This is a genomic window from Sphingomonas sp. GW821-FHT12D09, assembly GCF_058807215.1.
On sequence record NZ_JBXAQL010000005.1, the window covers coordinates 46,628 to 59,075 of the forward strand.

Annotated in this window: 14 protein-coding genes and 1 tRNA gene; 10 read left to right on the plus strand and 5 right to left on the minus strand. The window is 66.2% G+C overall.

Annotated elements, in window-relative coordinates; translation table 11 throughout:
• Window positions 1–20: 20 nt before the first annotated feature.
• Window positions 21–1,118 (minus strand): DUF3089 domain-containing protein, encoded by a 1,098-nt coding sequence (locus tag AC1RPL_RS19925; RefSeq protein WP_493071903.1) that lies wholly within the window; start codon window positions 1,116–1,118, stop codon window positions 21–23.
• Between the two features lie 176 nt (window positions 1,119–1,294).
• On the opposite strand from AC1RPL_RS19925, the gene AC1RPL_RS19930 reads away from it, so the two are divergent.
• From AC1RPL_RS19930 to AC1RPL_RS19960, 7 genes are all read left to right on the plus strand, one after another.
• Window positions 1,295–3,061: a DUF4153 domain-containing protein gene (locus AC1RPL_RS19930; RefSeq protein WP_493071905.1), complete on the plus strand. Its 1,767-nt coding sequence runs from the start codon at window positions 1,295–1,297 to the stop codon at window positions 3,059–3,061.
• 43 nt (window positions 3,062–3,104) lie between these two features.
• Window positions 3,105–3,392, plus strand: a complete 288-nt coding sequence (gene gatC, locus AC1RPL_RS19935) for an Asp-tRNA(Asn)/Glu-tRNA(Gln) amidotransferase subunit GatC (protein ID WP_493071907.1) — start codon at window positions 3,105–3,107, stop codon at window positions 3,390–3,392.
• The gene (gatA, locus tag AC1RPL_RS19940) at window positions 3,389–4,873 is read left to right on the plus strand and encodes an Asp-tRNA(Asn)/Glu-tRNA(Gln) amidotransferase subunit GatA (protein ID WP_493071909.1); all 1,485 of its coding nucleotides are present in this window, start codon (window positions 3,389–3,391) and stop codon (window positions 4,871–4,873) included. Before gatC ends, gatA begins: the two co-directional genes overlap by 4 nt.
• Window positions 4,874–4,906: 33 nt before the next feature.
• Complete coding sequence (locus AC1RPL_RS19945; RefSeq protein ID WP_493071910.1) at window positions 4,907–5,188, plus strand: AbrB/MazE/SpoVT family DNA-binding domain-containing protein; 282 nt, start codon at window positions 4,907–4,909, stop codon at window positions 5,186–5,188.
• Window positions 5,188–5,589 (plus strand): type II toxin-antitoxin system VapC family toxin, encoded by a 402-nt coding sequence (locus AC1RPL_RS19950; RefSeq protein ID WP_493071911.1) that lies wholly within the window; start codon window positions 5,188–5,190, stop codon window positions 5,587–5,589. Before AC1RPL_RS19945 ends, AC1RPL_RS19950 begins: the two co-directional genes overlap by 1 nt.
• Window positions 5,582–7,093 (plus strand): Asp-tRNA(Asn)/Glu-tRNA(Gln) amidotransferase subunit GatB, encoded by a 1,512-nt coding sequence (gene gatB, locus AC1RPL_RS19955; protein WP_493071912.1) that lies wholly within the window; start codon window positions 5,582–5,584, stop codon window positions 7,091–7,093. Before AC1RPL_RS19950 ends, gatB begins: the two co-directional genes overlap by 8 nt.
• Before the next feature lie 65 nt (window positions 7,094–7,158).
• Complete coding sequence (locus AC1RPL_RS19960) at window positions 7,159–7,776, plus strand: peptidylprolyl isomerase (RefSeq protein WP_493071913.1); 618 nt, start codon at window positions 7,159–7,161, stop codon at window positions 7,774–7,776.
• On the opposite strand, the gene AC1RPL_RS19965 is transcribed toward AC1RPL_RS19960, so the two are convergent.
• Genes AC1RPL_RS19965 through AC1RPL_RS19975 form a run of 3 tightly spaced genes read right to left on the minus strand, consistent with a single transcriptional unit; the run spans window position 7,773 to window position 8,876 of the window.
• Window positions 7,773–8,486, minus strand: a complete 714-nt coding sequence (locus AC1RPL_RS19965) for a Crp/Fnr family transcriptional regulator (RefSeq protein ID WP_493071914.1) — start codon at window positions 8,484–8,486, stop codon at window positions 7,773–7,775. The genes AC1RPL_RS19960 and AC1RPL_RS19965 overlap by 4 nt on opposite strands.
• A 13-nt stretch (window positions 8,487–8,499) precedes the next feature.
• Window positions 8,500–8,682, minus strand: coding sequence for a hypothetical protein (locus AC1RPL_RS19970; RefSeq protein WP_493071915.1), 183 nt, complete (start codon window positions 8,680–8,682; stop codon window positions 8,500–8,502).
• 14 nt (window positions 8,683–8,696) lie between these two features.
• Window positions 8,697–8,876, minus strand: a complete 180-nt coding sequence (locus AC1RPL_RS19975; RefSeq protein ID WP_493071917.1) for a hypothetical protein — start codon at window positions 8,874–8,876, stop codon at window positions 8,697–8,699.
• A 111-nt stretch (window positions 8,877–8,987) separates the two neighbouring features.
• Here AC1RPL_RS19975 and AC1RPL_RS19980 point away from each other — a divergent pair.
• A tRNA-Leu gene (locus tag AC1RPL_RS19980) sits at window positions 8,988–9,072 on the plus strand.
• 69 nt (window positions 9,073–9,141) lie between these two features.
• On the plus strand, window positions 9,142–10,749 hold the full coding sequence (gene tig / locus AC1RPL_RS19985) for a trigger factor (RefSeq protein ID WP_493071918.1): 1,608 nt from the start codon (window positions 9,142–9,144) through the stop codon (window positions 10,747–10,749).
• Between the two features lie 68 nt (window positions 10,750–10,817).
• Here tig and AC1RPL_RS19990 read toward each other — a convergent pair whose 3' ends face one another.
• Window positions 10,818–11,405, minus strand: coding sequence for a DUF4328 domain-containing protein (locus AC1RPL_RS19990; RefSeq protein WP_493071919.1), 588 nt, complete (start codon window positions 11,403–11,405; stop codon window positions 10,818–10,820).
• A 96-nt stretch (window positions 11,406–11,501) separates the two neighbouring features.
• Here AC1RPL_RS19990 and AC1RPL_RS19995 point away from each other — a divergent pair, with 96 nt between their 5' ends.
• On the plus strand, window positions 11,502–12,428 hold the full coding sequence (locus tag AC1RPL_RS19995) for a glycosyltransferase family 2 protein (RefSeq protein WP_493071920.1): 927 nt from the start codon (window positions 11,502–11,504) through the stop codon (window positions 12,426–12,428).
• Window positions 12,429–12,448: the final 20 nt, after the last annotated feature.

The following is a 12,448-nucleotide window of genomic DNA, read 5'->3' on the forward strand; positions in this document are numbered from 1 at the left end:
GGGGATGACGGTGTAAGAGGTCAGGGCTTGTACGCCCCCAACCGACGCTCGGCATCGGCGCGGACATTTGCCCAGAACAGGCTGTAGTCGAACACGTGATAGTTGTTGCCCGGCAGCACATAGGGGCCGAGGTCGGGCGGGGTGGTGCCGATCATCAGGAAGCCGCGGCCCTCGCAGCGTGCGGGGACGAGGTTCTTCTGGAGCACCGCGCTGCTCAAGTCGCGGCTCGGCAGCAGGCCGCCGAGATTGGCTTCGGCAGGCGCGCTGTCGTTGGGCTTGCCGGTGAGCGGATTGGTGCAGACCATCGCCGTGCCCTTGCGCGGCTGGCCGGTGAAGCCGTTGGTCTGATCGAAATTGTCGAGGATCAGCGAAGGGTCGGCAGGCTCGGAGAAGCTCTGCCAGGAGAGGATGCAGCCGGTCTCGTCCGGACCCGAACAGGCGGGCAGGCCGAGCTTGGGCAGGTCGGCGGTGACCGAGACGGGCCAGCCGATCACATAGGCTGCGACGATCCGTTTCGCGAGCGGCTTGCCTGCGACGCGCTCGGCGAGCAGCCGCGTGAGGTGGAGCGCGCCCTGGCTATGCCCCGCCAGGATGATCGGGCGATCGCCGGCTTCCTTCAGGAACTGGTCGAACGCCGCCACGACGTCGCGATAGGCTAAGTCGAGCGCCTTCTGCGCCTGGGCCTTGGACGTGAGGAACGCGCCGAAGGTCGCCTGGCGGTAGCGCGGCGCCCAGACCAGGCCGGCGCCGTTGAACGCACTCGCCTGGCCGCGCAGGAACAGCTCGGCCCGGCCATTGGCGGCGGCATCGTCGAGCGGGGCGTTCCATTTCGAGCGGTCGAGGAACGAAGTCGGGTGGATGAAGAACACCGCGGCCGAAGGGTTTTCCGCCGGCTGGAAGCCCTGCGGCGTCCATAGTGCCGGGTTGCCGGGCTTGTCGGGGCGGGCGATCCAGAGATCGGGCTTGCCATAGTCGCCCGGCGCGGAGAGCTGGGCGACGTCCACGCTCGGCACCATCGCCTGGCGGAGCAGCTCGGCGCCCCAGAATCGATAGGCGAAGGTGGCGGCGAGTGCGAGCACGATCAGACCTACGATCAGATAGAGGAACTTCCGGGCCAAGACCCACTCTCCATTGTGCAATGCAGCATAAAGCCGTTTCGTTGCAATCGCATTCCCGTGGGGCACGATTGTCGGCGACGCAAGCGTGGATGCGGGGTGCAGCGATTCTGCACGGGAAATCCACTTTACCCCCCGATCTCGTTGCGAGAGCATCCCGCGCAAAGGGAGTGATGTTCATGGACGAAATCGTGGAGGAGATGCCGGAGCGCTGGACGGCGCGGCCCTTGCTGCTTGCCGCGCTGGGGCTGGCGGCCGGGATCGTCGCGCACCTGATCCTGGGGGAGCGCAACCTCGGCGATTTCGCCTTCACGGCGCTCCAGGGCGCGCTGGTGACCGGCGTGACGGTTGGCGCGGTGCTGATCGGCTTCACGATCGAACGACGGGACTGGCTGGCGGCGCTGCTGTTCGGCGTCGCGCTGGGCATCGCCGCCGGCTTCGTCAGCTGGTGGAACGGCGCGCCCGGGAGCTGGAGCCAAGGCGAGGTCTGGCGGACGATGAGCCTGTTCCTGGCGGTGGCAATCGCCGCGCCGCTGTTCCAGGCCGCGCGCGGCGAGGGGAGTTGGCGGCCCTCCTATCCCGCGGTCCATGATCATCTCTGGGCGAATGTGGTGCTGTGGTTCGCCAGCTGGGCATTCGTGGGGCTCGTCTTCCTGATGACGGTGCTGCTTTCCGGCTTGTTCCAGCTGATCAAGATCGACCTGCTCCACGATCTGCTGATGAAGAACTGGTTCTGCCGCGTGCTGATCGGACTGGCCTTCGGTTCGGCGCTGGGGGTGCTGCGCGAGCATGACGCCGTGGTGCAGACGCTCCAGCGCGTGGTCACGACCTTGCTCGCAGTGCTGGCGCCGGTGCTGGCGATCGGGCTTGCGCTGTTCCTGCTCGCCTTGCCCTTCACCGGGGTGCAGGCGCTTTGGGACGCGACCTCGGCGACGACACCGCTGCTGCTCGCCTGCGCCGCGGGCGCGCTGGTCTTCTGCAACGACGTGATCGGCGCGCATGAGGCGGACGAGCGGCGCAATCCGCTGCTGCGCCACGCCGCGATGGTGCTGGCGGCGGTGATCCTGCCGCTCGGCGCGCTGGCGGCAGTGGCGACGAGTCTCCGCATCCAGCAATATGGCTATACGCCCGAACGACTATGGGCCGTGGTGTTCGTCGGCATCGCCTGCCTGTGGGGCGCGGCCTATCTGGTGGCGCTGGTGCGCGGGCGGATGCAGTGGACGCGGCGCGTGCGCCCGGCGAATCTGGTGCTGGCGGCTTTGGTCTGCGTGCTCGGCTTCGTGCTGGCGACGCCGCTGATCAGCTTCAACGCGATTTCCACCCGCGATCAGGTCTCGCGGCTCGAATCGGGCAAGACCAAGCCGGACAAGTTCGACTGGCGGGCGCTGGCGTTCGACTTCGGCAAGCCGGGACGCGATGCGCTTGCGAAGCTGCGCACATCGGGCAGTACCGCGATCCGTGCCAAGGCGGAAGAAGCGGCCAAGGCGGAGAGTCGGTGGGACCTGCGCGAGGAAGTGAATTCGCGGCCTCGCCCGGAGGATGCGGTGCTTGCCAATGCGCGGCTGCTCCCAGCGGGTGCGACGGCGCCGCAAGGGCTGATCGACCTGCTCGACAAGGAGAGCGAGTGCCGCCCGACCAGTCGCTGTACCCTGGTGATGGCGAGCCCGGTGGAAGTGCTTAAGCTCGATGACGATTGCTATGGCGACCTCAAGGCCAAGCCGGGTGAGAAGGACGGCGATAAGCTGCGGCGGGGCGCCTATTGCCTGCCGGCCGATCGGTATCTGCTGCAGGATGGCAAGTGGACCCAAGTCACGGCACACACGATCGCTACGCCTTCGGGCGCGGCGCTGGAGGACGGCTACCGTGACGGCAAGGTCGAAATACGCACGGTTCCGCGGCGGCAAGTCTTTGTCGGCAACGTGGCCGTTGGCGAGCCGTTCGAATAAGCGGGTGCTTGAAGGCGGGAGGCGCCCCTGTTAGGCGCCTCCCATGTCCGTCGATACCGCAACCGTGAAGAAGGTGGCGAGCCTCGCTCGCATCGCGATCAGCGATGCCGAAGCCGAGCGCCTCGCGCCCGAGCTCAACAACATCCTGGGCTGGATCGAGCAGCTCGGCGAGGTCGATACCTCGTCGGTCGAGCCGATGACCGCCGTGATCCCCAACACGCTGCGCTTGCGCGAAGACGTGGTGACCGAGGGTAACCAGCGCGACGCCGTGCTGCAGAACGCGCCGCAGGGCGAGCACGGGTTCTTCACCGTGCCGAAGGTGGTCGAATGAACGAGATCACCGATCTGGGCGTAGCTGGGCTGCGCGACGGTGTGCGCGGGGGCAAGTTCTCGGCGCGCGAAGTGGCCGACGCGTTCATCGTCAAGGTGAGCAAGGGCAAGGCGCTCAATGCGTTCATCGTCGAGACGCCCGAGCATGCGCTTGCCGCCGCGCGGGTCGCCGACGAGGCGATTGCTGCGGGCGAGCCGCTCAAGCCTTTGTCCGGCGTGCCGCTGGGCATGAAGGACCTGTTCTGCACCAAGGGCGTGCAGACCACGGCGGCCAGCCACATCCTCGAAGGCTTCAAGCCGGTCTATGAATCGACCGTCTCGCAGAAGCTGTGGGATGCGGGCGCCGGCATGCTCGGCAAGCTCAATCTCGACCAGTTCGCGATGGGCTCGTCGAACGAGACCAGCTATTTCGGCAATGTTATCTCGCCCTGGCGGCGCGGCGGCGGCGACAATGCTCCGCTGGCCCCCGGCGGCTCGTCGGGTGGCAGCTCGTCGGCGATCTCCGCGCGATTGGTGCCCGGTGCGACCGGCACCGATACCGGCGGCTCAATCCGCCAGCCCGCGGCTTTCACCGGCATCAGCGGCATCAAGCCGACCTATGGCCGCTGCTCGCGCTGGGGCGTGGTCGCCTTCGCCTCGAGCCTCGACCAGGCCGGGCCGATGGCGCGCGACGTCAAGGACTGCGCGATCCTGCTCGAGAACATGGCGGGCTTCGACCCCAAGGATTCGACTTCGCTGAACCTGCCGGTGCCCAATTGGGAAGCGGCGCTTTCGGGCGACCTGCACGGCAAGAAGATCGGCATCCCGGCAGAGTATCTGATCGACGGCACGCCGCAGGAGATCGTCAAGCTCTGGGAAACCGGCATCGAGTGGCTGAAGGATGCCGGCGCGGAGATCGTCGAGGTCAGCCTGCCGCACACCAAGTACGCGCTGCCGGCCTATTACATCATTGCGCCGGCCGAGGCGTCGTCGAACCTCGCCCGCTATGACGGCGTGCGCTACGGGCTGCGCGAACTGGCCGAGGGCCAGAATCTGCAGGACATGTACGCGGCGACGCGTGCGGCCGGGTTCGGCGACGAAGTGAAGCGCCGCATCCTGATCGGCACCTATGTGCTGTCGGCGGGCTTCTACGACGCCTATTTCACCCAGGCATCGAAGGTGCGGGCGCTGATCGCGCGCGATTTCGAGAACGCCTTCACCGTCTGCGACCTGCTGCTGACGCCGACGGCGCCTTCGTCGGCGTTCGCGCTGGGCGAGAAGTCGGCCGATCCGCTGGCGATGTATCTGAACGACGTGTTCACCGTGCCGTCGAGCCTTGCCGGCCTGCCGGCGATGAGCGTGCCGGCCGGGCTGGACGCGGGCGGGCTGCCGCTGGGCTTGCAGATCATCGGGCGGCCGCTGGACGAGCAGGGGGTGCTCAACGCAGGACTGGCGATCGAGCAGCGCGCCGGGTTCGTCGCTCGGCCGGAGCAATGGTGGTAGACAGGTATTACCGTCGCAAGTAATACTTCTAGCATGAGCAAGCAGAGCAACCTCACGGTCAAGGGGCAAGTGACGATCCCCAAGGACGTGCGCGATGCGCTCGGTCTCAAGCCCGGCGAACCGGTCGAGTTCGACTGGAATGCGGCGGGGGAGGCGGTGATCCGCAAGCCGGTCGCAAATCTCGAGGAAGAGCGGGCGAAGCGGGTTCAGCGGATACGCGAGACTGCGGCCCGGTTCGCGCATTTGCGACTCGAGGGCGATGCGGTGGAGATTATACGGGAGCTTCGTGGAGGAGAGGATCCAGCACTGCTGTGATGCTCGACACGAACATAGTTATCTATCTGTTGGACCCACGTTCCCCTTGGTTCGGCTGGGCTTCGGAGATAATTGCCGCGCCGCATGAAGCTCTCAGTGTGAGCGCGATCGTGGTCGCAGAGCTTGCCGCCAAGATGGATGCGCGCGACGATATCGAAGATTTTCTCCACAATCTTGGTGTTGGGGTTGAGGATTTCGGGGCCGCGGCGGCGTTGCGGGCTGGTGCCGCCCAGGAAACTTATCGCGCTGGCGGTGGCAGGCGTGAGAAACTGCTCGGCGATTTTTTGATCGGCGCGCACGCCGTTACCTGCAATCTTCCGCTCGCCACGCGCGATCCGAAGCCCTATCGGCGATATTTCCCCGAACTGATCCTGATGACACCAGAGACCGAGAATGGCTGACGCAACCGCATCTTACCGCATCCAGGGCGAAACCGGCGAGTGGGAGGTCGTGATCGGCCTCGAAGTGCACGCGCAGGTGACGTCGAACGCCAAGCTCTTCTCGGGCGCCGCTACCGAATTCGGCGCGGAGCCGAACAGCCAGGTGAGCCTGATCGATGCGGCGATGCCGGGCATGCTGCCCACGCCGAACCGCGAGTGCATCCGCCAGGCGGTGCGCACCGGCATGGCGATCGGCGCGGTGATCAACAAATGGTCGCGCTTCGACCGCAAGAACTACTTCTACGCCGATCTGCCGCAGGGCTATCAGATCAGTCAGCTCTTCCACCCGCTGGTGGGCGAGGGGCAGATCGACATCAGCCTGGACGACAAGGATCCCGAGGCCAACGTCAAGACGATCGGCATCGAGCGCATCCATGTCGAGCAGGACGCCGGCAAGCTGATGCACGACCAGCATCCGTCGCGCAGTTACGTCGATCTCAACCGCGCCGGCGTGGCGCTGATGGAGATCGTGTCCAAGCCCGACATGCGCTCGCCGCAGGAAGCTGGCGCGTATCTCAGCAAGCTGCGCGCGATCCTGCGCTATGTCGGCTCATGCGACGGCAACATGGACCAGGGCTCGATGCGCGCCGACGTGAACGTGTCGGTCCGCAAGCCGGGTGCGGAGTTCGGCACGCGCACCGAGACCAAGAACGTCAACTCGGTCCGCTTCGTCATGCAGACGGTAGAGATCGAGGCGCGGCGCCAGGTCGAGGTGCTCGAGGCCGGCGGACGGATCGTCCAGGAGACGCGCCTGTTCGATCCCGATCGCGGCGAGACCCGCTCGATGCGCTCGAAGGAAGATGCGCACGACTATCGCTACTTCCCCGACCCCGACCTGCTGCCGCTCGAACTGGACGACGCGTTCCTCGAGGCATGCCGCGCCAGCCTGCCCGAGCTGCCCGACGCCAAGCGCCGCCGCTACGAGACCGATCTGGGTCTTAGCGCGTACAATGCCGCTACGCTGACGGCGGATGCGGACACGGCGCGCTGGTTCGAGGCGCTGCTCGCCGAGAGCGCGCGGGTGCAGAAGAAGGGCGAGAATGAAGTGGCGCGGGCAGCGGCGAACTGGCTGCTGTCGGACCTGTACGGCGCGCTCAACCGCCTGGGCAAGGACCTGGACGAGAGCCCGGTGAGCCCCGAGGGCGGCGCCGAGCTGCTCGCGCTTGCCGCCGACGGCACGCTGTCGGGCCCGCTCGCCAAGCAGGTATTCGAGATCATGCTTGAGACCGGCGATGCGGCGGGCAAGATCGTCGAGGAGCGCGGGCTCAAGCAGACCAGCGATACCGGCGCGATCGAGGCGGTGATCGCCGAGATCCTCGCGAAGAACCCGGGCCAGCTGGAGCAGTATCGCGGCGGCAAGGAGGCCCTGTTCGGCTTCTTCGTCGGCCAGACGATGAAGGCGATGGCCGGCAAGGCCAATCCGGCGGTGGTCAACGAGCTGCTGAAGAAGGCGCTGGCGGGCTAGGGCTTGGCGGAGCGCGGCCGCATCCTCTATCGTTCTCCCCGCCAAGGGGACGATGGAGATTGTTGATGCGCTGGTTTGCCGCTTTTCTGCTGACTGTGTTCGCAGTGCCTGCGCTGGCGCAGACTTCGCCCGCGCCTGCGCCCGCCGCCAAGCCGCTCCCGCGCGTCGCGCTCACCACCAGCGCGGGTACGATCCTGGTCGAGGTGGACACCGCCCGCGCGCCGATCAGCGGCAACAACTTCCTGCGCTATGTCGATCAGAAGCGGCTGGACGGCACGACCTTCTACCGCGTCTCGCATGTCCAGGACCATTTCGGCTTCGTGCAGTTCGGCGTGAACGGCGCCCCGGCCAGGGTGCTGCCGCCGATCAAGCATGAGCCGACCACGCTCACCGGCATCAAGCACACCGATTTCACGCTCTCGACGCCGCGCCGTGCGCCCGGCACCGCGCGGGGGGACTTCACGATCGTGCTGGGCGACCAGCCCTCGTTCGATGCCGATCCGAGCAGGCCCGGCGACAATCTCGGCTATGCTGCCTTCGCGCATGTCGTCGAGGGGCAGGACGTGGTGGTGAAGATCTTCGACGCGCCCAATTCGAAGACTGCGAGCCTGGGCGGCTATTTCAAGGGCGAGATTCCCGCCGTGCCGGTGAAGATCCTCACTGCGCGCCGGGTGAAGCCCTAGGTCCGGCCCAGATAGAGATAGAGCGGGTCGAACTCGGCCAGCGCCTCCAGCCCGGCGCGGTCGTGCACCGTCACCATGCCGCTACGGAAATCGGCGAGACCGGCTTCGCGCAGCTCGCGCAGCACGCGGTTCACGTGCACGCCGGTCAGGCCCAGGCATTCGGCGAACTGGGTCTGCGTGATCGGCAGGCGGAAGCGATTCGCCTCGGCCGATCCGACCACCAGCAGCCGCGCATGCAGCTCGCACAGCAGGTGTGCGGCGCGCTCGATCGCGTTGCGGCGGCCGAGCGAGACTTCCCATTCGCGGTGGATGCTCGCGTCGAGGTTGGTCGAGAACCAGAAGGTTCGCGTGAGATGAGGGAACCGATCGGTGATCATGTCCAGCTTCGCGTGCGGCATACGGGCGATGCGGCAGGGCGTGAGCGTGATCAGGTTATGGTCGAGATATTTGAGCGTATAGCCGTGCAGATCGGCGAAATCACCGGGGACATGCAGGTGCGTGACCTGGCGCTGGCCGTTGGCCAAATCCTTGTAGCGCGCCAAAAGGCCGTCGAGCAGCAGGATCGAGCTGGTGAGCGGCTCCCCGCGGCGCACGACGACCTGCTCGGCGCCGTAGTCGAACGGGCCCAGTAGGGCGGCACGAATGGCCTCTTCCTCCGACACGCCGATTTCGCAGCGCAGCCGGAGCTTCTGTAAGTGTTTCTCTATCATGGGCGGCCGCGCGTTACTGCGCGTCGGCGTCCTGGTTCTTCACATCGCCGGCGGTGCCGCCGACTCCGTCCGAAGCGCCGGGGTCATCAAGCGGCGACTTGCCGCTGCCGCCTTCGCCGCGCTTCACGGCATCGGCACGCGCTTCGACGACCTGTTCGAGGTCCGAGCGCGGATCATCGCGATTCTGGTCGGGCATCCTCTGTCTCCTGATCAGGCTATGGGCTGGCCCGGGCTGGGCACCGCGGGGGTGGCCGGCTGGGGCGCGGGAACGTCGATGTCGGGCGCCGGCGTCTCGATCTCCGGCGGCGGGCTCGTCGGCTGGCCAGGCTGCGGCGCCGGGGGCTGCTCGGCAGGCGGCACGGTCGGCTGGACAGGGGGTTCAACGGGCACGTTCAGTCTCCTTGTTTCGGAAAGACAACGCCTCGTATCGCGATGAAGTTGCCTCGACCCTTGCGATGCGACCCCTGACTGCTATAGAGCCCGCCGACCGGCGGTGCCTCTGCGGGCGTGGCGGAACTGGTAGACGCGCCAGATTTAGGTTCTGGTATCGAAAGGTGTGGGGGTTCGAGTCCCTTCGCCCGCACCAGCATCGCCGCTCGTTTCCCGCGTCACCGGACGCCGCGACTCTTTTTCTGATTTTGGAAGCCTGAGAAAAATGCAGACTGTCGAGACGTTGAACGAGGGCCTGAAGCGCGCCTACACGCTCAAGATCACTGCCAAGGATATCGACAAGAAGGTCGATGCCGAGGTCAAGCGGGTCGCCCCGCAGGTGCGCATGCCGGGCTTCCGCCCGGGCAAGGTGCCGGCCAACCTGGTCCGCAAGATGCACGGCGAGGCGATCGCGCAGGACGCGCTGAACAATTCGATCCAGGAAGGCGTGCAGAAGCTGATCGCCGACCACAAGCTGCGCCCGGCCGTGTCGCCGTCGGTCAGCTTGGAAGGCGAATATGCGCCCGGCAAGGATGCCGAGGTCAAGGTCGAGCTGGAAGTGCTGCCCGATGTGCCGACGCCGTCGATCGACGCGCTGAAGCTCGAGCGCCTGACCGTTCCGGTGAGCGACGATGAAGTGAACGAGCAGCTCAAGCAGCTCGCCGGCCAGCAGAAGGCCTTCACCGACGCCCCCGCCAAGCACAAGGCCGCCGAGGGCGACCAGGTAACCATGGACTTTGTCGGCACCGTCGACGGCGTCGCCTTTGACGGCGGCACCGGCGAGGGCATGCAGGTCGAGATCGGCACCGGCCGCCTGATCCCGGGCTTCGAAGACCAGCTCGTCGGTGTGAAGGCGGGCGACGAAAAGACGATCGACGTCACCTTCCCCGCCGATTACGGCGTGCCCGACCTGGCCGGCCAGCCGGCGCAGTTCGCGCTCAAGGTCACTGCGGTGAAGACCGCGGGCGAGACCGTGATCGATGACGATTTCGCCAAGACGCTGGGCCTGCAGAGCCTCGAGCAGCTCACCGGCCTGCTGAAGGGCCAGCTCGAGCAGCAGCTGAACGGCCTGACCCGCACCTATATGAAGCGCAAGCTGCTCGACCAGTTGGCCGCCGGCCATGACTTCGAGGTTCCGCCTTCGATGGTCGACGCCGAGTTCGACCAGATCTGGCATCAGCTCCAGCACGAAGCCGAGCACGAGTCGGATCCCGAGGCGGCCAAGGCCGAGCTCGAGGCCGAGCGCGCCGACTATGTGAAGATTGCCGAGCGCCGCGTGCGCCTGGGCCTGCTCCTCTCGGAGATCGGCACCGCCAATGGCGTCGAGGTCAGCTCGCAGGAGATGAACCAGCTCATCGCCCAGGCGGCGGCGCAATATTCGCCGAACGACCGCGAGCGCTTCTACCAGTATGTCCGCAACGAGCCGATGGCCGCCGCCCAGCTGCGCGCGCCGCTGTTCGAGGACAAGGTGGTCGACTATCTGTTCGACAAGGCCGAGATCAGCGACCGCGAAGTGACCCGCGACGAGCTGGAAGCCGCGATCGAGTCCGACGAGGGCTTCGACACCGGCACGCACACCCACGACCATGACAACCACAAGCCGCGCGCCAAGAAGGCGAAGGCCGAGGGTGAAGAGGCCAAGGCCGAGAAGAAGCCGGCCGCCAAGGCGAAGAAGGCCGACAAGGCTGAAGAGCCCGCCGCCGAAGCCGAGGCCGAGCCGGTGAAGAAGGCCGCCGCGAAGAAGGCCCCGGTCAAGAAGGCCGAAGCCGAGACCGCGGAAGAGGCTCCGGCCAAGCCCGCCAAGAAGGCGCCGGCGAAGAAGAAGGCCGACTAAGGCTTCTTCTCAGGCGAGAAATTCGAAGGCCCTCGCTCCAGCCGGAGCGGGGGCCTTTGCTTTTGGGGTCAGGCGAAGACTTCCGCGAGGGCGGCGGCGGTGAGCCCGGCCTGCGCTTCGCTGATACCGCGGACGATCAGGATACCGGTGGTCGCGCTGGCGAGGTTCGCGGCGCTCATGATCCACACGCCATTGGCGTTGAGAAATCCGCGGGCCATTCCAAAGCCGACCATGAGGGCAATGGTGCCGGAGACAAGCCACAACGTCCACCAGAGTATCAGCGGCCCAGAGTTATCGGCATAAGCCCGGTTGCCATGGCTGGCGTTCCACAACTCCCGCATCCCATCATAAGGCTTGAACAACGAGGCGATGAGGATCGCAAACCACCAGATCCGCGATGCGGGGCTGAATTGCAGGTCCTCGAAGCCGGCGGCGACCAGATTTCTTCCCGCACGAAAGATCCAGATGCCGAAGGCGACCACCATGGCGAGCCAGCTGCACCGCGCGACGGTCGCGACTATCGCCGTGATCGGCCAGTTCGGATAGCTCGACTCGAACAACATGTCCGAAACAAGGGCGAGCGGCAGGATCGCGGTGTTGATGGCCACCAGAATGACAACGATCAGCGCCAATGGCCTGAGATCACGCACCTTCACGCGGTTTCTCCCCCTGCCGGCGAAGATGCTTCGTCCCGCGTTCGAGGCAAAGGAAAAATTGTCGAACCGTAACCGTTTCGGCCTTATGGCATGCATATGAACAAGCCGACCGTCGCCGTGATCCTGCCCTGCTACAATGAAGAAGCCGCGATCGCGCAGACGATCGAGGGGTTCCGCAAATTGCTGCCGGACGCGACCATCTACGTCTATGACAACAACAGCCGCGACCGGACGACCGAGGTTGCCCGGGCCGCCGGGGCCGTGGTCCGCACCGAGCGGATGCAGGGCAAGGGCAATGTCGTCCGCCGAATGTTCGCCGATGTCGAGGCCGACATCTATGTGATGGCGGACGGTGACGCGACCTATGACCCCGCTGCCGCGCCCGCGATGGTGGCGCGCGTGGCGGAGGAGGGGCTCGACATGATCGTCGGCACCCGCGTCCATGAAGCGGCGGAGGCCTATCGCCGCGGGCATGTGCTCGGCAACCGGCTGATGACCGGCATCCTCGCCAAGCTGTTCGGGCGCAGCTTCACCGATATCTTCTCGGGCTACCGCGTCTTCTCGCGCCGCTTCGTGAAGAGCTTCCCGGTGCTCTCCGCCGGATTCGAGATCGAGACCGAGATCAGCGTGCATGCGCTCGAGCTCAAGATGCCGGTGGGCGAGGTCGAGACGCGCTATTTCGCGCGGCCTGAGGGATCGGAGTCCAAGCTCAGCACCTATCGCGACGGCTGGCGCATCCTGAAGACGATCGCAGTGCTTTACCGGATCGAGCGGCCGATGCTGTTCTTCGGCTGGATCGCGACGGTGTTCGCCGCGATCGCCGTGGGACTGAGCATCCCGCTGCTCTGGACCTGGTTCGAGACCGGGCTGGTGCCGCGCTTCCCGACTGCGATCCTGGCGACCGGCCTGATGATCCTCGCCTTCCTCAACCTGTTCACCGGGCTGATCCTCGACACCGTGGTGCGTGGCCGGCGCGAGATGCGGCGGCTGGCCTATCTCGCGCAGCCGGGGCCGCTGAAATAGCGGTCGGCCCTTGCCTCGTC

Excerpts from the sequence above, each read along its gene's own strand:
- AC1RPL_RS19930 (WP_493071905.1), top strand. The coding sequence starts at position 1,295 with ATGGACGAAATCGTGGAGGAGATGCCGGAGCGCTGGACGGCGCGGCCC.
- gatC (WP_493071907.1), top strand. The coding sequence starts at position 3,105 with ATGTCCGTCGATACCGCAACCGTGAAGAAGGTGGCGAGCCTCGCTCGC.
- gatA (WP_493071909.1), top strand. The coding sequence starts at position 3,389 with ATGAACGAGATCACCGATCTGGGCGTAGCTGGGCTGCGCGACGGTGTG.
- AC1RPL_RS19945 (WP_493071910.1), top strand. The coding sequence starts at position 4,907 with ATGAGCAAGCAGAGCAACCTCACGGTCAAGGGGCAAGTGACGATCCCC.
- AC1RPL_RS19950 (WP_493071911.1), top strand. The coding sequence starts at position 5,188 with ATGCTCGACACGAACATAGTTATCTATCTGTTGGACCCACGTTCCCCT.
- gatB (WP_493071912.1), top strand. The coding sequence starts at position 5,582 with ATGGCTGACGCAACCGCATCTTACCGCATCCAGGGCGAAACCGGCGAG.
- AC1RPL_RS19960 (WP_493071913.1), top strand. The coding sequence starts at position 7,159 with ATGCGCTGGTTTGCCGCTTTTCTGCTGACTGTGTTCGCAGTGCCTGCG.
- AC1RPL_RS19965 (WP_493071914.1), bottom strand. The coding sequence starts at position 8,486 with ATGATAGAGAAACACTTACAGAAGCTCCGGCTGCGCTGCGAAATCGGC.
- AC1RPL_RS19970 (WP_493071915.1), bottom strand. The coding sequence starts at position 8,682 with ATGCCCGACCAGAATCGCGATGATCCGCGCTCGGACCTCGAACAGGTC.
- tig (WP_493071918.1), top strand. The coding sequence starts at position 9,142 with ATGCAGACTGTCGAGACGTTGAACGAGGGCCTGAAGCGCGCCTACACG.
- AC1RPL_RS19995 (WP_493071920.1), top strand. The coding sequence starts at position 11,502 with ATGAACAAGCCGACCGTCGCCGTGATCCTGCCCTGCTACAATGAAGAA.